This window comes from Mesorhizobium sp. P2_D6, from assembly GCF_056404315.1.
The window spans coordinates 89,267-104,746 of the sequence record NZ_JBFUEG010000008.1 but is presented as its reverse complement, the minus strand read 5'-3'; the positions used below and the strand labels follow the sequence as shown (position 1 = coordinate 104,746).

Genomic DNA, 15,480 nt, shown 5'->3' with positions numbered 1-15,480 from the left:
CGATGTCGAAGATCTTTTGAGATCAGCAGGTTGCGCCCTTGGGCGCGCCTATTGATTCAAGCCCCGATCTTGTCCAGCGATGCCTCGATCGCCTGCCAGAGTTCTTCCACCGGCTCGCAACCGACGGACAGGCGAACGAAGCCGGGCGGAACGGCGTCGCCGCGCTTGGCCCGCCTCTCGGCGGAGGTGTGGACGCCGCCGAAGGACGTTGCCGCCTGCATCAGTGCGCAATTGTTGATGAAATCCTCCGCCTTGTCCTCGGAAGCGAGTTCGAAGGAGACGAGGAAGCCGAAGCGCTCCATCTGGGCACGGGCGAGGTTATGCGACGGGTCGCCTTCCAGCCCGGGATAGCGCAGGCCGCTCACGGCTCGGTGGTTTTTCAGACGCTTCGCGATCACCTCCGCCGAAGTGCACATGCGGTCGAAGCGCACGTCCAGCGTCTCCAGGCCGCGATGCACCAGCCAGGCCTCGAACGGGCCGGGAATGCCGCCCGCCATCTCGCGCCAGCCGGTGACAGCGGCGATCATGTCGGGATTGCGGCTGGCGACATGGCCGAACAGCACGTCGGAATGGCCGTTGGCCGCCTTGGTGTCGGCGGCAACGACGATGTCGGCGCCGAGATCCAGCGGGCGTTGGCCGAACGGGGTCATCGTCGTGTTGTCGACGACGACGATCGCGCCCGCCCGGTGCGCAGCCTCGGCGACGGCCGTGATGTCGCAAATATCCAATCGCGGATTTGAGGGCGTTTCGATGTAGACGAGCCGATAGCCGTCGAAGCCGCCGTCGAGAAAGGTCGATGTCGGTCTGAGATCATAGGTGATGCCGAATGGCTTCAGGAAACGCTCGGCCAGCGCGCGCGTGGCGTGATAGCCGTCCGAGGGCAGCAGGACGCGGTCGCCCGATTTCAACAGGCCGAAAAACACCGCCGAGATCGCTGCCATTCCCGAGGGGAAGCCGACGCATGGAGCGTCTTCCAGATGCGCCAGCATGTGCTCGACCGCATCCCAGGTGGAGTTGCTGTAGCGACCGTACTGACTGTAGCCGGCGCCATCGCCTGGATTATGGAAAATGGCAGCCATGGTCAGCGGCAAAGGGATGGGGTCGCCTTTGGCAAGTCCGTCGCGACGCAGATGGGCAAGGGAGGCCGCGCGCGACCTGGCTGTTTCGGACATGGATTTTCTAACCTTGTTGCTAGGCGGAAAGACGGCTGACGCTATGCGCGGTAGCGATGCGCGGCAAGCCGCTTCCGGTTGGGCCAAGCCGCTCTAAACGCTTCGTTAGGCTTAATGGACGATAAAGACGCGAGCGTCGTCAAAGCTGCTCTCACCGGTTGTGGCGCGCGCGTTTGTGAAGCCTGATCCCGTTGACGCCCATAGTGCCCCATGATATCCCATTTCGACACCAAAGCCTTCGTTCCGCGTCAAGGTAAAGCGTACGCCAATCGGGCAGCCGCGGCGGCTGTGCGTTTGCAGGGTTTTGCCGTTGGGACCGAAGCAGATTTTCGGCAGGGGACGTGCCTCACTGGCGCGGACGAAAACATGGAGAGGGGTGCGGCGGCGGAAGCCGCTGTAGAGTGTCATGGACCGGTTTCTGTCAAGCGCGGTGAACAGGATCGATGCGAAGGGGCGGGTCTCCGTTCCGGCGCATTTCCGCGCGGTCGTGCAGAAACGCGGCTATTCGGAGCTCTACGCGCTGCGCGGCCTGGATGTCCCGGCGATGGATGTCGGCGGGCTCGACCTGCTCGACCGCTACGAGCAGCGCATCGCGCTGGAGGATCCTTTCCTGCAGACGGCGGACGACATGTCGTTCTTCTGCCATGGCGACGGGACGTTCCTGAAACTCGATCAGGACGGCCGCATCACGATGACCGATTTCATCCGCGAGCATACGGGCATCTCGAGCGAAGTGGCTTTTGTCGGTCGCGGCAATTTCTTTCAAGTTTGGGAACCCGGGCGGCTTGCCGCCTATGGGGCGCAGGCGCGCGCCCGGCTTTTGCAGCTTCGGCAGGGGACGAAGCCTGGGGAGCGACCGGAATGATGTCGGATCACGGCGATGATATCAGCGCCGTTGGCGGATCGGTCCGTCACATTCCGGTCCTCCTTGGCGAAGTGCTGGAAGCGCTCTCGCCCAAAGCTGGCGATGTGATCGTCGACGGTACCTTCGGCGCTGGCGGCTACACCAAGGCGATCCTGGCGAGCGGCGCCTCGGTGGTGGCGATCGATCGCGATCCGGACGCCATCGCCGCGGGGCGGACCCTGGAACAGCAATCCGGCGGCAGGCTGAGGCTGGTGCAAGCGCCGTTCTCGACGCTGGACGAGCAGGTCGAAAGCGCCGACGGCGTTGTGCTCGACATCGGCATTTCCTCCATGCAGGTCGACCAGGCCGAACGCGGCTTTTCGTTCCGCGCCGACGGGCCGCTCGACATGCGCATGGCACAGGCCGGCTTGAGCGCTGCCGATGTCGTTAATTCGTTCAAGACGGGCGATCTTGCCCGCATCTTCGGCTTCCTTGGCGAGGAGCGCAACGCCGGCCGAATCGCCCGCATGATCGAGAGCCGGCGCGAAAAACGCCCGTTCGAGCGTACGCTCGACCTTGCCGATGCCATCGAGACGCATATCGGTCGCGCGCCGAAGGACAAGATCCATCCCGCCACCCGCGTCTTCCAGGCGCTGCGCATTTTCGTCAATGACGAGCTTGGCGAACTGGCCAAAGCCTTGGTGGCGTCCGAACGCGTGCTGAAGCCCGGCGGGCGGCTTGCCGTGGTGACGTTCCATTCGCTGGAAGACCGCATCGTCAAGCGCTTCATCGCCGACCGCGCCGACGCGGTGACTGGCTCGCGCCATATGCCCGAGGCGCATGCACGCAGCGCCACCTTCCGCAAGGCCGGTGGCGGCGTGACGCCCGGCGACGCTGAAATAGCAGCCAATCCGCGGGCGCGCTCGGCCAGGCTTCGCGCTGCGATCCGCACCGAGGCGCCGGCCCGCGCCGGCGATCTTTCGATTTTCGGCCTTCCAAAGCTTCCCGGCATCCAGGCGCCGCGAGAGAGGTGAACAATTGTTTCGAACCAGCGACATAGTCCTGATCGCCGTCATGGTCTCGGCCGCGGCCCTGACCTACAAGGCCAAGCGCGAGGCCGAGGAACAACTGGCTTCGGTGCAGAAGATCGAGGCGCAGATCCGCTATGAGGAGGACACGATCGATCTGCTCAAGGCCGACTGGAGCCTGCTGACCCAGCCGTCGCGCCTGCAGAAGCTGGCTGAAACCTACAAATCGCAGCTCGCACTCGAGCCGGTCAATGCGCGGCAGATCGTCGGGATCGACGACCTGCCGGCAAAACCGCTCAACATCGAGGACCTGTCGTCGCAGCGGCTTGGCGGTATGGCCGATATCTCCGGCAAAGAACCAGCCGGCAAGGATCCCGTCGTGACCGGAGCCATCGTCCAATGACCGTCGGGTTTCCAATGAGCGTCAAGCTCCCGAAGATCGGTGGGTTGCTGAAGCGGCGCGCAAGGACCGGCGAGGACGGCTCGATCGTCGTCGAGGGTGCGCGCAAGGCGACCGGCGGCAAGGCCAAGACCCGCATCATCATGACGATGGCGGTCTTCTTCGGCATCTATTCGACCATCGCCGGGCGGCTGGTCTATCTCGGTTTCCAGAACCCCGACATGTCGAACGGGCCGCAGAGCCGGGTGACGGCATCGCGGCCCGATATCGTCGACCGCAACGGTGAGGTGCTGGCGACCGACATCAAGACGGCATCGCTGTTTGCCGAGCCGCGCCGCATCGTCGATGCCGACGAGGCGATCGAAAAGCTGTCGACCATTCTGCCTGACATCGACCCCGAGCAGACTTATCACAAGCTGAAGAGCGGCGCCGGCTTCGTCTGGCTGCAGCGGCAACTGACGCCCAAGCAGCAGGCCGACATCATGCAGCTCGGCATTCCCGGCATAGGCTTTCGCACCGAAAAGCGCCGCTTCTATCCGGCAGGCGTGACCTCGTCCTACATTGTCGGCCTCACCAACATCGACAATCAGGGCATCTCCGGCATGGAGAAGTACATTGACGAGCAGGGCCTAAGCGACTTGCAGGCCTCTGGCCTCGCGGTGGCAAAAGACCTGAAGCCGGTGCAGCTTTCGATCGACCTGCGCGTCCAGCACGTGGTGCGCGACGAGATCGCCGCCGGCCTCGAACGCTATCGCGCCATGGGCGCCGGCGCCGTCGTGCTCAACATCAAGACCGGTGAAGTGGTGGCCATGGCCTCGGTGCCGGATTTCGATCCGAACAATCCCTACAATGCGCAGGACAAGGACCGCCTGAATCGCATGTCCGCCGGCCTCTACGAAATGGGCTCGACCTTCAAGAGCTTCACCTCGGCGATGGCGCTCGATTCCGGCAAGGCCAACATGAATAGCCGTTTCGACGCGTCGCATCCGATCCGTGTCGGCCATCAGGCGATCCACGATTTCCACGGCAAGAACCGCGTGCTGTCGCTGCCGGAAGTGTTCCTCTACTCCTCCAACATCGGATCGGCCCGCGAGGCCGAAATGGTCGGCATCGAGGGGCATCGCGAATTCCTGCATCGCCTCGGTATTCTGGACAGGATGCAGACCGAACTGCCTGAAGTCGCGCGCCCGACCGAGCCCAAGGTCTGGAAACAGGTCAACTCCTTCACCATCGCCTTCGGCCATGGCGTGTCGACGACACCGCTGCAGGCCGCTGTCGGCTGCGCGGCGCTGATGCAGGGCTACCTGATCCAGCCGACATTCCTGGTCCGCAGCGAGCAGGAAGCCATGGCGGTGGCCAAGAGAGTGGTCAGCGAAAAGACGGTGGAGGGCATGCGCTACCTCTACACGCTCAATGCCGAGAAGGGCTCGGCCAGAAACGCCCGGGCCCCCGGCTACCGTGTTGGCGGCAAAACCGGAACGGCTGAGAAGGTCATCAATGGCCGCTACTCCAAGGAACTGAATTTCAACACCTTCGTCGCCGCTTTCCCGATGGACGATCCGCAATATCTGGTGTTTACGATTGCCGATGCTCCGCACCCGGAAAAGCCCGGGATGACCGACGTTGCCGCCAACAATGCGGGGGTTATGGCCGGCAATATCATCCGGCGAGCAGCGGCCATGCTTGGCGTGAAGCCAGATTTCAGCCATGAAAATGGTGCAACGCTGGTTTCCTATCAGTGATTCTTAGGGCGCGCCGGCAACTGCGCGCTATTTTGTTGCGATGAACGGGGTTCGATGCACCTGAAAGATTTAGCCGGTATCCTGCCTGTCGAGGGAACAGCGTCCCGCGATCTGGAGGTAACCGGGATTTCGTCGGATTCCCGCCAGGTCAAACCCGGCGTCGTCTTTTTCGCGCTCGCCGGCAGCAAGGCGGACGGCGCCGCCTATGCCGTCGATGCGGCAAAACGCGGCGCGGCAGCGGTTGTCGTGGGTAAGGCCAGCGCGATAGCCGGCCTGTCGGTTCCGGTGCTGAGCGTCGATGATCCGCGTCTGGCGCTGGCGCTGAGCGCCGCGCGTTTCTTCGGCAAGCAGCCTGAAACCATGGTCGCGGTGACCGGCACCGCAGGCAAGACGTCGGTCGCCGCCTTTACCAGGCAGATCTGGGAGCAGGCCGGTTTTGCCGCCGCTTCGATCGGCACCACCGGCGTGGTGGCGCCGGGCCGCAACGAGTATGGCTCGCTGACCACGCCCGATCCAGTGGCTTTGCACCAATTGCTCAAGGAATTGGCTGAGGCCGGCGTCACGCACGCATCGATGGAAGCTTCCAGCCACGGTCTCGACCAGCGCCGCCTCGATGGCGTCAAGCTCGCCGCCGGTGGTTTCACCAATCTCGGCCGCGACCATATGGACTACCATCCGACGGTCGAGGACTATCACCGCGCAAAATTGCGCCTGTTCGACACACTGCTGTCGAAAGGCGCGCCGGCCATCATCTTTGCCGACGATCCGTGGTCTGCGCCGACGGTTAAGGCAGCGCAGGCGGCCGGGCTCAAAGTGCTGACGGTCGGCCGCCACGGCGATTTCCTCAAGCTGAAGCGGGTCGAGCACGAGCGCCACCGCCAGCGCGCCGAGGTCGAAGCCGATGGCGTGCTCTACGAAATCGACCTGCCGCTGGCCGGCGACTTCCAGATCGCCAACGCCCTGGTTTCGGCGGGCCTGGCGATTTCCACTGGAACGCCAGTCGCCAAGGCCTTGATGGCATTGGAGAAACTCCAGGGGGCACCGGGCCGGCTTGACCTTGTCGGCGCGACTGCCAATGGCGCGCCGGTCTATGTCGACTATGCCCACAAGCCGGATGCGCTGGAAAATGTGCTGGCTGCTGTGCGCCCGTTCACCACCGGCCGCGTCATTGTCGTGTTCGGCTGCGGCGGCGACCGCGACCGGGGAAAAAGGCCGATCATGGGCGAGATCGCCACACGGCTTGCCGATGTCGTCATCGTCACCGATGACAATCCGCGTTCGGAAGTGCCGGAAACGATCCGCGCCGCGATCCTGACGGCGGCGCCCGGCGCCATCGAGATCGGCGACCGCCGCAAGGCGATCCACGATGCCGTCGCCATGCTCAAGGCCGGCGACACGCTGATCGTTGCCGGCAAGGGTCACGAAGAAGGTCAGACTATCGGCGCCGAGACATTACCTTTCTCAGACCATGAGGAAGTTCGCTCGGCGTTGCGGGAGCGGGCCGCATGAGCGTGCTCTGGACTGCCGATGCGCTGGTTGACGCCATGGGCGGACGGCCGCTCGGGCCAATGCCGGAGGGCATATCGGGGATCTCGATCGACAGCCGCAGCCTGCAGCCGGGCGACGCCTTCTTCGCCATCAAAGGCGAGGCGATGGACGGCCATGATTTCGCGACCGCGGCGATCAAGGCCGGCGCCGGCGTTCTGGTTGTCGCCGAAGGCAAACTGCCATCGCTCGGGCGACTGACGGCGCCGATGATCGTCGTGCAGGATGTGCTGACGGCACTCGAAAAACTTGGCGTCGCCGCGCGCGAGCGTTCCAAGGCGAAGATCATCGCGGTGACCGGCTCTGCCGGCAAGACCACCACCAAGGAAGCGCTGCGCCATGTCCTGTCGGCCGTCGGCAAGGTGCATGCCTCGGCGCAATCCTTCAACAATCATTGGGGTGTGCCGCTGACGCTGGCGCGCATGCCGGACGATTGCGACTATGCGGTGTTCGAGATCGGCATGAACCATCCCGGCGAGATCCGGCCGCTGGTCAAGATGGTCCGGCCGCATGTCGCCATCGTCACGCTGATCGCCGCCGCACATCTCGGCTTCTTCAAAAATCTCGACGAGATCGCCAAGGCCAAGGCAGAGATTTTTGAAGGCATCGAGCCCGGCGGTGCTGCCTTGCTCAACCGTGACGATGGGCGCTGGAAGCTGCTCGACAAAATGGCGCGCGCCGCCGGCGTCGAACATGTCTTCGGCTTCGGCGAAAATGCTCGTTCAACTTATAAGCTTACCAAATGCGAGCTGCATGCCGATCATTCCGACATCACCGCCAGAATCGGCAGTCAGGACATCGTTGCCCGCATCGGCGCGCCCGGCCGCCACATGGTGCAGAATGTGCTCGCGGTTCTCGGCGCGGCGCATCTGGTTGAAGCCGACATCGGCAAGGTGGTGGGGGCCCTGGCCGATCTCTCTGCCGAGCGCGGCCGCGGCAAGCGCCACGTGCTGCGCCATCCCGGGGGACCGATCACGCTGATCGACGAGAGCTATAACGCCAATCCGGCGTCGATGAGTGCCGCCATGGCGCTGCTCAACGCGACGCCAGTGTCAGGCGAGGGCCGCCGGATCGCCGTACTCGGCGACATGCTCGAGCTCGGCGAACATTCGGCAAAGCTGCATGCAGCCCTTGCCGATCTGATCGTCGGCACCGAAACACGCAAAGTCTTTCTTGGCGGCCCGGAGATGCGGGCGCTGGCTGATATCCTGCCCGACGAGATCGAAACGGACTACCGCGCCGGCGCCGAGGATCTGAAGCCGGTATTGCTGTCGGCGCTGAAGCCTGGCGACGTGGTGATGATCAAATCGTCGAAAGGCATCGGTTTTTCAAAACTGGTCGATGCCTTGCTCGGCAAATTTCCGGCTGAAGCCGCAGGCGCGAAACAGAACTAGTCCGGGGGACGGAATCGCATGTTTACATTGCTCGTCGATTTTGCGGACAAGATCTCGGTCTTCAATGTCTTCCGCTACATAACCTTCCGCACCGGCGGCGCGCTGATCACCTCGGCGCTGATCGTTTTCATCTTCGGACCGACCATCATCAATTCGCTCAGGCTCAGGCAAGGCAAGGGCCAGCCGATTCGCGCCGACGGGCCGCAGACGCATTTCAAGAAGGCCGGCACGCCGACCATGGGCGGGCTGATGATCCTGTGCGGCATCATTGGCTCGTCGCTTCTGTGGGCGAACCTCTCCAGCATCTATGTCTGGGTGGTGCTTCTGGTGACGCTGGGCTTCGGTTCGATCGGGTTTTACGACGACTATCTCAAGGTGACGAAGCAGTCGCATCTCGGCTTTTCCGGCAAGGCGCGGCTGGCGCTGGAATTCGTCATCGCCGGCATCGCTGCCTGGGTGATCATGCATAATGGCCAGGCGCCGTTCTCATCGTCGCTGACCTTTCCCTTCGCCAAGGAATTCATCGTCAATCTCGGCTGGTTCTTCGTGCCGTTCTCCTGCTTCGTCATTGTCGGCGCCGGCAATGCGGTGAATTTGACCGATGGCCTCGATGGGCTGGCGATCGTGCCGATCATGATCGCGGCGGCGTCCTTTGGAGTCATCGCCTACCTCTCCGGCAATGCGGTGTTCGCCGAATATCTTCAGATTCATTTCGTGCCCGGCACCGGTGAACTGGCCGTTGTGCTCGGCGCCGTCATAGGCGCCGGCCTCGGCTTCCTCTGGTTCAACGCGCCGCCGGCGGCGATCTTCATGGGCGACACCGGTTCGCTGGCCATGGGCGGCCTGATCGGCACGGTTGCGGTCGCCACCAAGCATGAGATCGTGCTGGTCATTGTCGGCGGATTGTTTGTCGTGGAAATCCTGTCGGTCATCATTCAGGTCGGTTACTTCAAGATGACCGGCAAGCGCGTCTTCCTGATGGCGCCGATCCACCATCATTTCGAAAAACTCGGCTGGACCGAAAGCCAGGTGGTGATCCGCTTCTGGATCATCGCCGTCATCCTGGCGCTGGTCGGCCTGTCGACCCTCAAGCTGAGATAGGAGCCCGCTTGATCCCCGCCGCATCCTTTTCGGGCAAACGCGTTTCGCTCTTCGGGCTCGGTGGCTCGGGGGTCGCCACGGCGCGCGCGCTGATCGAGGGCGGGGCCGACGTTCTGGGCTGGGACGACAATCCCGACAGCGTCGCCAAGGCCGCCGGCCAGGGCATTGCTACCGCCGATCTGCGCGGCGCCGATTGGGCGAAATTCTCGGCCTTCGTGCTGTCGCCCGGCGTACCGCTGACCCATCCCAAGCCGCACTGGACGGTGGAACTGGCGCGCGGCGCCGGCGTCGAGGTGATCGGCGACATCGAGCTGTTCTGCCGCGAGCGGATCGCGCGCGCGCCCACAGCCCCCTTGATCGCCATCACCGGCACCAACGGCAAGTCGACGACCACGGCGCTGACTGCGCATATCCTGAAATCGGCAGACCGCGACACGCAGATGGGCGGCAATATCGGCCGTGCCATCATGACGCTCGATCCGCCGCAGGCGGACCGGCACTATGTCGTCGAATGCTCGTCCTACCAGATCGACCTGGCGCCCTCGATCAATCCGACGGCCGGCATCCTGCTCAATCTGACGCCCGATCATCTCGACCGCCATGGCACCATGCAGCACTACGCTTCGATCAAGGAGCGGCTGGTCGCCGGCAGCGAGACCGCCATCGTCGGCGTCGACGATTCCTGGTGCGCGCAGATCGCCGACCGGCTGGAACGGGCGGGCAGGCAGGTTATCCGCATCTCCAAGCGGCTGCCGCTGACCGATGGCTATTTCGCCGACGGCTCCAATCTGATGGAAGCCGTGCATGGCCGCTATAGCCGCGTCGCTTTCCTCGAAGGCATCGGTTCGCTGCGCGGCCAGCACAATGCGCAGAACGCACTTGCCGCAGTTGCCGCCTGCCTCAAGGTAGGCTTAAGCCTCGGCGAGATACAGGCGGGGCTCGAGAGCTTCCCGGGCCTTGCGCATCGCATGGAGCAGGTCGGCCGCAAGGACCACGTGCTGTTCGTCAACGATTCCAAGGCGACCAATGCCGATGCGGCGGCACCGGCGCTGTCGAGTTTTCCGCGCATCTACTGGATCGCCGGCGGGCTGCCCAAGGAAGGCGGTATCGAGCCGCTGCGCGGTTTCTTCCCGCGCATCGCCAAGGCCTATCTGATCGGCGAGGCGGCGCCTGCCTTTTCGGCGACGCTCGGCGAAGCCGTGCCCTATGAAATCTCGGGCACGCTGGCCGCCGCGGTCGACCATGCCGCGAGCGACGCGGCCGAGGATGATAGCGGCGAGGTGGTGGTGCTGCTGTCGCCGGCCTGCGCCAGCTTCGACCAGTTCAAGAATTTCGAAGTTCGCGGCGAAGCCTTCAGGCAAGCTGCGAATGCTATCGAGGGCGTGAAACCCATCGGAGGGGCACGATAATGCAAAGCCGTCTCGACAAAAGCCCGGTTGCAACCTGGTGGTGGACGATCGATCGCTGGTTCCTGGCGGCATTCCTGTCGCTGATGGGCTTAGGCATCGTGCTCTCCTTCGCGGCAAGCCCAGCGGTGGCCGAACGCATCGGCCTCGACAGTTTCCACTTTGCCACCAGGCAGATCATCTTCACCGTGCCGGCGCTTGGCGTGATGCTGGCGGTCTCATTCCTGGAATCGCGGCAGATTCGGCGCATGGCGTTGGTCATCCTGTGCATCATGCTGGTGCTGATGGTGGCGGTGCTCTACATCGGCGTCGAAGTGAAGGGCGCGCGGCGCTGGGTGTCGTTTGTCGGCATGTCGATCCAGCCGTCGGAATTTTTGAAACCTGCCTTTGTCATCGTCTGCGCGTGGCTGTTTGCCGAACACAAGCGCCAGCCTGACATTCCAGGCAATTTGTTCGCGATGCTGCTTTTGATCCTGGTCATCTCGCTTTTGGTGGCGCAGCCCGATCTTGGCCAGACCATGCTGGTGACCGGCACCTGGGGCGTCATGTTCTTCATGGCCGGCCTGCCATGGCTGTGGATCATCGCGCTTGGCGCCACCGGCGCCAGCGGCCTGTTTGCCGCCTATACGGTGTTCCCGCATGTCGCCGCCCGCATCGACAAGTTCCTGACCGGCGAAGGCGACACGTTCCAGGTCGATATGGGCCGCGAGGCGCTGATCAACGGCCACTGGTTCGGCGTCGGACCGGGCGAGGGCACGGTCAAGCGCGTCATCCCCGATGCGCATGCCGATTTCGTGTTTTCGGTCGCCGGCGAAGAGTTCGGGCTGATCATGTGCTTCTTCATCATGTCGATCTTCGCCTTCATCGTGCTGCGCGGCCTCAACACGGCGCTGAAGGAGCATGACGATTTCACCCGCTATGCCGTCGGCGGCCTTGTCACCGTGTTCGGCCTGCAGTCCGTCATCAACATGTGCGTCAATCTGCAGCTGATGCCGGCCAAGGGCATGACTCTGCCTTTCATCTCCTATGGCGGCTCCTCGCAGATCGCGATTGCCATCTCGATGGGCATGGTGCTGGCCTTGACGCGCAAGCGACCGGAAAAGCGCAAGCAGATGGGCTTTGCCCTGTCGCAGCGTGCTTTGCCGGCGGAGTGATATGGCGCGCGGTGTCATTCTTCTCGCGGCGGGCGGAACCGGCGGACATCTGTTTCCGGCCGAGGCGCTGGCGCATGAGCTGATCGAACGCGGCTGGAGCGTGCATCTGGCAACCGACGACCGCGCGGAGCGGTTTGCCGGCCACTTCCCGGCCGCCGCCATCCATCCGATCCAGTCGGCGACCATGGGCTCGAAAAACCCTGTCGCGTTGCTTGGCGCGTTCTGGAAGATTTGGCGCGGCGTGCGCCAGGCCTCCGCTGTCATCGGCAGGATCAAACCTGACGCGGTCGTCGGCTTCGGCGGTTATCCGACCCTGCCGCCGCTTTATGCGGCGACACGGCGCAAGGTGCCGACGCTGATCCACGAACAGAATGCGGTGATGGGCCGCGCCAACCGGGCGCTGTCCAGCCGTGTCGATGCCATTGCCGGCGGCTTCCTGCCCGAAGATGAAAGTGCTGCCGGCGCCAAGACGGTGATAACAGGCAATCCGGTCAGGCCGCCGATTTTGGAAGCAGCAAAGACGCCGTACATGGCATCCCAAGGGGAAGAGCCGTTCCGGCTATTGGTGTTCGGCGGCAGCCAGGGCGCGCAGTTCTTTTCCGACGCCATGCCGGCGGCGGTCGCACTTCTGCCGGATGCGCAACGCAAGCGGCTGGTGATCACCCAGCAGGCCCGCGCCGACGACGTGGCGCGGGTGAAGACGGGCTATGCGGCCCTTGGCGTCCATGTCGAGGTCTCGCCCTTCTTCACCGATATGGCACAGCGCATGGCCACCGCGCATCTGGTGATCTCGCGCTCCGGCGCCTCGACGGTCTCCGAGATTGCTGTCATCGGCCGGCCGGCGCTGCTGGTGCCTTATCCCCATGCGCTGGACCATGACCAGGCGGCGAATGCAGCCGCTCTTGCCGCAGCCGGCGGCGGCGAGGTGCATCCGCAATCGTCGCTGTCGCCCGAGCGCATCGCGGCGCTTGTTGGCGGGCTGATGGACAATCCCGAGCGGCTGGCGGCCATGGCTGCCGGCGCAAAGTCAGCCGGCCGGCCGGACGCGGCACGGTTGCTCGCCGATCTCACAGAGGCTATTGCGTCCAGAAAAACCGTATCGGATTTCAGGAAAGGGACGCATTGATGAAGATGCCGCAGACCATCGGCCTTGTGCATTTCATCGGCATTGGCGGCATCGGCATGAGCGGCATCGCCGAGGTGCTGCACAATCTCGGCTACAAGGTGCAGGGCTCCGACCAGGCCGACAGCGCCAATGTGCAGCGGCTGCGCGACAAGGGCATCGAATGCTTCGTCGGCCACAAGGCCGAGAATATCGGCGCCGCCGAAGTGGTGGTGGTGTCGACCGCGATCAAGAAATCCAATCCGGAGCTGAAAGCAGCGCGCGAGAAGCTTTTGCCGATCGTGCGCCGCGCCGAGATGCTGGCCGAACTGATGCGCTTCCGCCAGGCCGTCGCCATCGGCGGCACGCATGGCAAGACGACGACAACCTCGATGGTGGCGACGCTGCTCGACGCCGGCGGGCTCGACCCGACGGTTATCAATGGCGGCATCATCAATGCCTATGGCACCAATGCCCGTATGGGCGATGGCGAATGGATGGTGGTCGAAGCCGACGAGAGCGACGGCACTTTCCTCAAGCTGCCGGCCGAAATTGCCGTCGTCACCAACATCGATCCCGAGCATCTCGACCACTATGGCAGCTTCGACAAGGTGCGAGAGGCCTTTCGCCAGTTCGTCGAGAACGTGCCATTCTACGGCTTTGGCGTGATGTGCACCGACCACCCGGAGGTGCAGGCGCTGGTCAGCCGCATCGAGGACCGCCGCGTCATCACCTATGGCGAGAACGCGCAGGCCGATGTGCGCTTCACCAACCATCGCATGGCCGGTGCTGCCTCCGAGTTCGACGTGGTGATCCGCGACCGCAAAACCGGCGGCCAGACGACGATATCGGACTTGCGCCTGCCGATGCCCGGCCGCCACAATGTCTCCAATGCGACGGCCGCGATTGCGGTCGCGCATGAGCTCGGCCTTTCGGCAGAGGCGATCAAGAAGGGGCTGTCGTCCTTTGCCGGCGTCAAGCGGCGCTTCACCCACACGGGTTCGTGGAATGGCGTCGAGATCTTCGACGATTATGGTCACCACCCGGTCGAGATCACAGCGGTGCTGAAGGCGGCGCGCAGCGCCACCAAGGGCCGCGTCATCGCCATCGCGCAGCCGCACCGCTTCACCCGCCTGCACGATCTGTTCGACGAATTCTCGGTCTGCTTCAACGATGCCGACACGGTGATGGTGGCCCCGGTCTATGCAGCGGGCGAAGAGCCGATCGACGGCGTGAGTTCGGAGGCGCTGGTGTCGCGCATCCGCTCCGGCGGTCACCGCGATGCGCGATATATCGACAGTGCCGCTGCCATCGCCCCCACCATCCGCGAATTGGCCAAGTCCGGCGACTTCGTTGTCTTCCTCGGCGCCGGTAACATCACCCAATGGGCCTATGCGCTGCCCAGGGAACTTGGCGGTGCGGTCTCATGATGCGCGGCCAGGATCTGATCGACAGACTTGGCGACCGACTTGCCGGCCTGCGTGGTCGCATCACGCCCAATGCCGAGATGGACAAGATCACCTGGTTCCGCGCCGGAGGGCTGGCCGAGGTGCTGTTCCAGCCGGCTGACGAGGAAGATCTTGCCGCCTTCCTGCGCGCCGTGCCGGAGGAGATCCCGCTCACCGTCGTCGGCGTCGGCTCTAACCTCCTGGTGCGCGACGGCGGTATTCCGGGTTTCGTCATCAGGCTTTCGGCCAAGGGTTTTGGCGAAGCCGAGGTCATATCGCCGACCGGCATCAAGGCGGGCGCTGCGACGCCGGACAAACGCGTTGCGGCCGTCGCCTATGAGGCCGGCATTGGCGGCTTTCATTTCTATCACGGCATTCCCGGCGCCATCGGTGGCGCGCTGAGAATGAATGCCGGCGCCAATGGCGTTGAGACACGAGAGCGGGTCGTAGAGGTGCGGGCGCTCGACCGCAAGGGCAATCTGCACACGCTGAGCAATGAAGACATGGGCTATGCCTATCGTCACTCGGCAGCACCTGCCGGGCTGATCTTCACCTCCGCCATTTTCGAAGGCGTGCCGGAAGACAAGGCGGCGATCAAGGCGGCGATGGATGCCGTCCAGACGCATCGCGAGACGGTGCAGCCGATCCGCGAGAAGACTGGCGGCTCGACCTTCAAGAATCCGGAAGGCACCTCGGCCTGGAAGGAGATCGACAAGGCCGGCTGCCGTGGACTGATGATCGGCGGCGCGCAGATGTCGCCGATGCACTGCAACTTCATGATCAACACCGGAACCGCGACCGGCTACGACCTCGAATATCTCGGCGAGACGGTGCGCGCCCGCGTGCTTGTAAATTCCGGCATCCGGCTGCAGTGGGAAATCAAGCGCCTCGGCAATTTCCGCCCCGGCCACGCGGTGCAGGAATTCCTCGGACAGCTCCTTTAGCGCGAGCTGAAGTTCATGTGATGCTTGAACTTCAAACGGTCTGAAACAACAGCGCGACCGTTGCCCGAAAGACTCACAACACGGTTTTTGCCGCCGTTTTCGCGGAAAGTGAATCTGTCGGAATCATAAGCACTTGCCAGCGAATCAACTCTCTGATTCTCTGCCCTAAAGCGTTTCCTGATTTGAGTCGTTCGACGCGT

General features: G+C 63.7%; 14 protein-coding genes. 12 read left to right on the top strand and 2 right to left on the bottom strand.

The genetic code is table 11. The annotated features are described in order from the left end of the window. Positions 1–56: 56 nt before the first annotated feature. Together AC1D1L_RS18490 and AC1D1L_RS18485 are read right to left on the bottom strand one after the other, a co-directional pair. Positions 57–1,172, bottom strand: coding sequence for a cystathionine gamma-lyase (locus AC1D1L_RS18490; protein WP_477342914.1), 1,116 nt, complete (start codon positions 1,170–1,172; stop codon positions 57–59). Between the two features lie 111 nt (positions 1,173–1,283). Then, complete coding sequence (locus AC1D1L_RS18485) at positions 1,284–1,580, bottom strand: hypothetical protein (RefSeq protein ID WP_477342913.1); 297 nt, start codon at positions 1,578–1,580, stop codon at positions 1,284–1,286. Between AC1D1L_RS18485 and mraZ the strand changes: the two genes are divergently transcribed. Genes mraZ through murB form a run of 12 tightly spaced genes read left to right on the top strand, consistent with a single transcriptional unit; the run spans position 1,579 to position 15,280 of the window. Next, positions 1,579–2,037, top strand: coding sequence for a division/cell wall cluster transcriptional repressor MraZ (gene mraZ, locus AC1D1L_RS18480; protein WP_477231532.1), 459 nt, complete (start codon positions 1,579–1,581; stop codon positions 2,035–2,037). The genes AC1D1L_RS18485 and mraZ overlap by 2 nt on opposite strands. Then, on the top strand, positions 2,034–3,050 hold the full coding sequence (gene rsmH / locus AC1D1L_RS18475; protein ID WP_477342912.1) for a 16S rRNA (cytosine(1402)-N(4))-methyltransferase RsmH: 1,017 nt from the start codon (positions 2,034–2,036) through the stop codon (positions 3,048–3,050). The genes mraZ and rsmH overlap by 4 nt, the downstream gene beginning before the upstream one ends. 4 nt (positions 3,051–3,054) lie before the next feature. After that, on the top strand, positions 3,055–3,447 hold the full coding sequence (gene ftsL / locus AC1D1L_RS18470) for a cell division protein FtsL (protein WP_477301192.1): 393 nt from the start codon (positions 3,055–3,057) through the stop codon (positions 3,445–3,447). Positions 3,448–3,461: 14 nt separating this feature from the next. Next, complete coding sequence (locus AC1D1L_RS18465) at positions 3,462–5,186, top strand: peptidoglycan D,D-transpeptidase FtsI family protein (RefSeq protein WP_477342911.1); 1,725 nt, start codon at positions 3,462–3,464, stop codon at positions 5,184–5,186. 54 nt (positions 5,187–5,240) lie between these two features. Further along, the gene (locus tag AC1D1L_RS18460; protein ID WP_477342910.1) at positions 5,241–6,695 is read left to right on the top strand and encodes a UDP-N-acetylmuramoyl-L-alanyl-D-glutamate--2,6-diaminopimelate ligase; all 1,455 of its coding nucleotides are present in this window, start codon (positions 5,241–5,243) and stop codon (positions 6,693–6,695) included. Then, positions 6,692–8,125 (top strand): UDP-N-acetylmuramoylalanyl-D-glutamyl-2,6-diaminopimelate--D-alanyl-D-alanine ligase, encoded by a 1,434-nt coding sequence (locus tag AC1D1L_RS18455; protein ID WP_477342909.1) that lies wholly within the window; start codon positions 6,692–6,694, stop codon positions 8,123–8,125. Before AC1D1L_RS18460 ends, AC1D1L_RS18455 begins: the two co-directional genes overlap by 4 nt. Positions 8,126–8,143: 18 nt before the next feature. Continuing rightward, entirely contained in the window at positions 8,144–9,226 is a 1,083-nt protein-coding gene (mraY, locus tag AC1D1L_RS18450) for a phospho-N-acetylmuramoyl-pentapeptide-transferase (protein ID WP_112560382.1), read from the top strand. Between the two features lie 8 nt (positions 9,227–9,234). Beyond that, complete coding sequence (gene murD, locus AC1D1L_RS18445; protein WP_477342908.1) at positions 9,235–10,635, top strand: UDP-N-acetylmuramoyl-L-alanine--D-glutamate ligase; 1,401 nt, start codon at positions 9,235–9,237, stop codon at positions 10,633–10,635. After that, positions 10,635–11,786: a putative lipid II flippase FtsW gene (gene ftsW, locus AC1D1L_RS18440; RefSeq protein ID WP_112560384.1), complete on the top strand. Its 1,152-nt coding sequence runs from the start codon at positions 10,635–10,637 to the stop codon at positions 11,784–11,786. The genes murD and ftsW overlap by 1 nt, the downstream gene beginning before the upstream one ends. 1 nt (position 11,787) lies before the next feature. Further along, positions 11,788–12,912, top strand: coding sequence for an undecaprenyldiphospho-muramoylpentapeptide beta-N-acetylglucosaminyltransferase (murG, locus tag AC1D1L_RS18435; protein ID WP_477342907.1), 1,125 nt, complete (start codon positions 11,788–11,790; stop codon positions 12,910–12,912). Beyond that, positions 12,912–14,318 (top strand): UDP-N-acetylmuramate--L-alanine ligase, encoded by a 1,407-nt coding sequence (gene murC, locus AC1D1L_RS18430; protein WP_352583902.1) that lies wholly within the window; start codon positions 12,912–12,914, stop codon positions 14,316–14,318. Before murG ends, murC begins: the two co-directional genes overlap by 1 nt. Next, a complete protein-coding gene (murB, locus tag AC1D1L_RS18425) occupies positions 14,315–15,280 on the top strand; it encodes a UDP-N-acetylmuramate dehydrogenase (RefSeq protein WP_436260624.1) in 966 nt (321 codons plus the stop codon). Before murC ends, murB begins: the two co-directional genes overlap by 4 nt. Positions 15,281–15,480 lie beyond the last annotated feature (200 nt).

Excerpts from the sequence above, each read along its gene's own strand:
- murG (WP_477342907.1), top strand. The coding sequence starts at position 11,788 with ATGGCGCGCGGTGTCATTCTTCTCGCGGCGGGCGGAACCGGCGGACAT.
- AC1D1L_RS18460 (WP_477342910.1), top strand. The coding sequence starts at position 5,241 with ATGCACCTGAAAGATTTAGCCGGTATCCTGCCTGTCGAGGGAACAGCG.
- AC1D1L_RS18485 (WP_477342913.1), bottom strand. The coding sequence starts at position 1,580 with ATGACACTCTACAGCGGCTTCCGCCGCCGCACCCCTCTCCATGTTTTC.
- ftsW (WP_112560384.1), top strand. The coding sequence starts at position 10,635 with ATGCAAAGCCGTCTCGACAAAAGCCCGGTTGCAACCTGGTGGTGGACG.
- AC1D1L_RS18455 (WP_477342909.1), top strand. The coding sequence starts at position 6,692 with ATGAGCGTGCTCTGGACTGCCGATGCGCTGGTTGACGCCATGGGCGGA.
- mraZ (WP_477231532.1), top strand. The coding sequence starts at position 1,579 with ATGGACCGGTTTCTGTCAAGCGCGGTGAACAGGATCGATGCGAAGGGG.
- mraY (WP_112560382.1), top strand. The coding sequence starts at position 8,144 with ATGTTTACATTGCTCGTCGATTTTGCGGACAAGATCTCGGTCTTCAAT.
- AC1D1L_RS18465 (WP_477342911.1), top strand. The coding sequence starts at position 3,462 with ATGAGCGTCAAGCTCCCGAAGATCGGTGGGTTGCTGAAGCGGCGCGCA.
- murB (WP_436260624.1), top strand. The coding sequence starts at position 14,315 with ATGATGCGCGGCCAGGATCTGATCGACAGACTTGGCGACCGACTTGCC.
- murC (WP_352583902.1), top strand. The coding sequence starts at position 12,912 with ATGAAGATGCCGCAGACCATCGGCCTTGTGCATTTCATCGGCATTGGC.
- AC1D1L_RS18490 (WP_477342914.1), bottom strand. The coding sequence starts at position 1,172 with ATGTCCGAAACAGCCAGGTCGCGCGCGGCCTCCCTTGCCCATCTGCGT.
- rsmH (WP_477342912.1), top strand. The coding sequence starts at position 2,034 with ATGATGTCGGATCACGGCGATGATATCAGCGCCGTTGGCGGATCGGTC.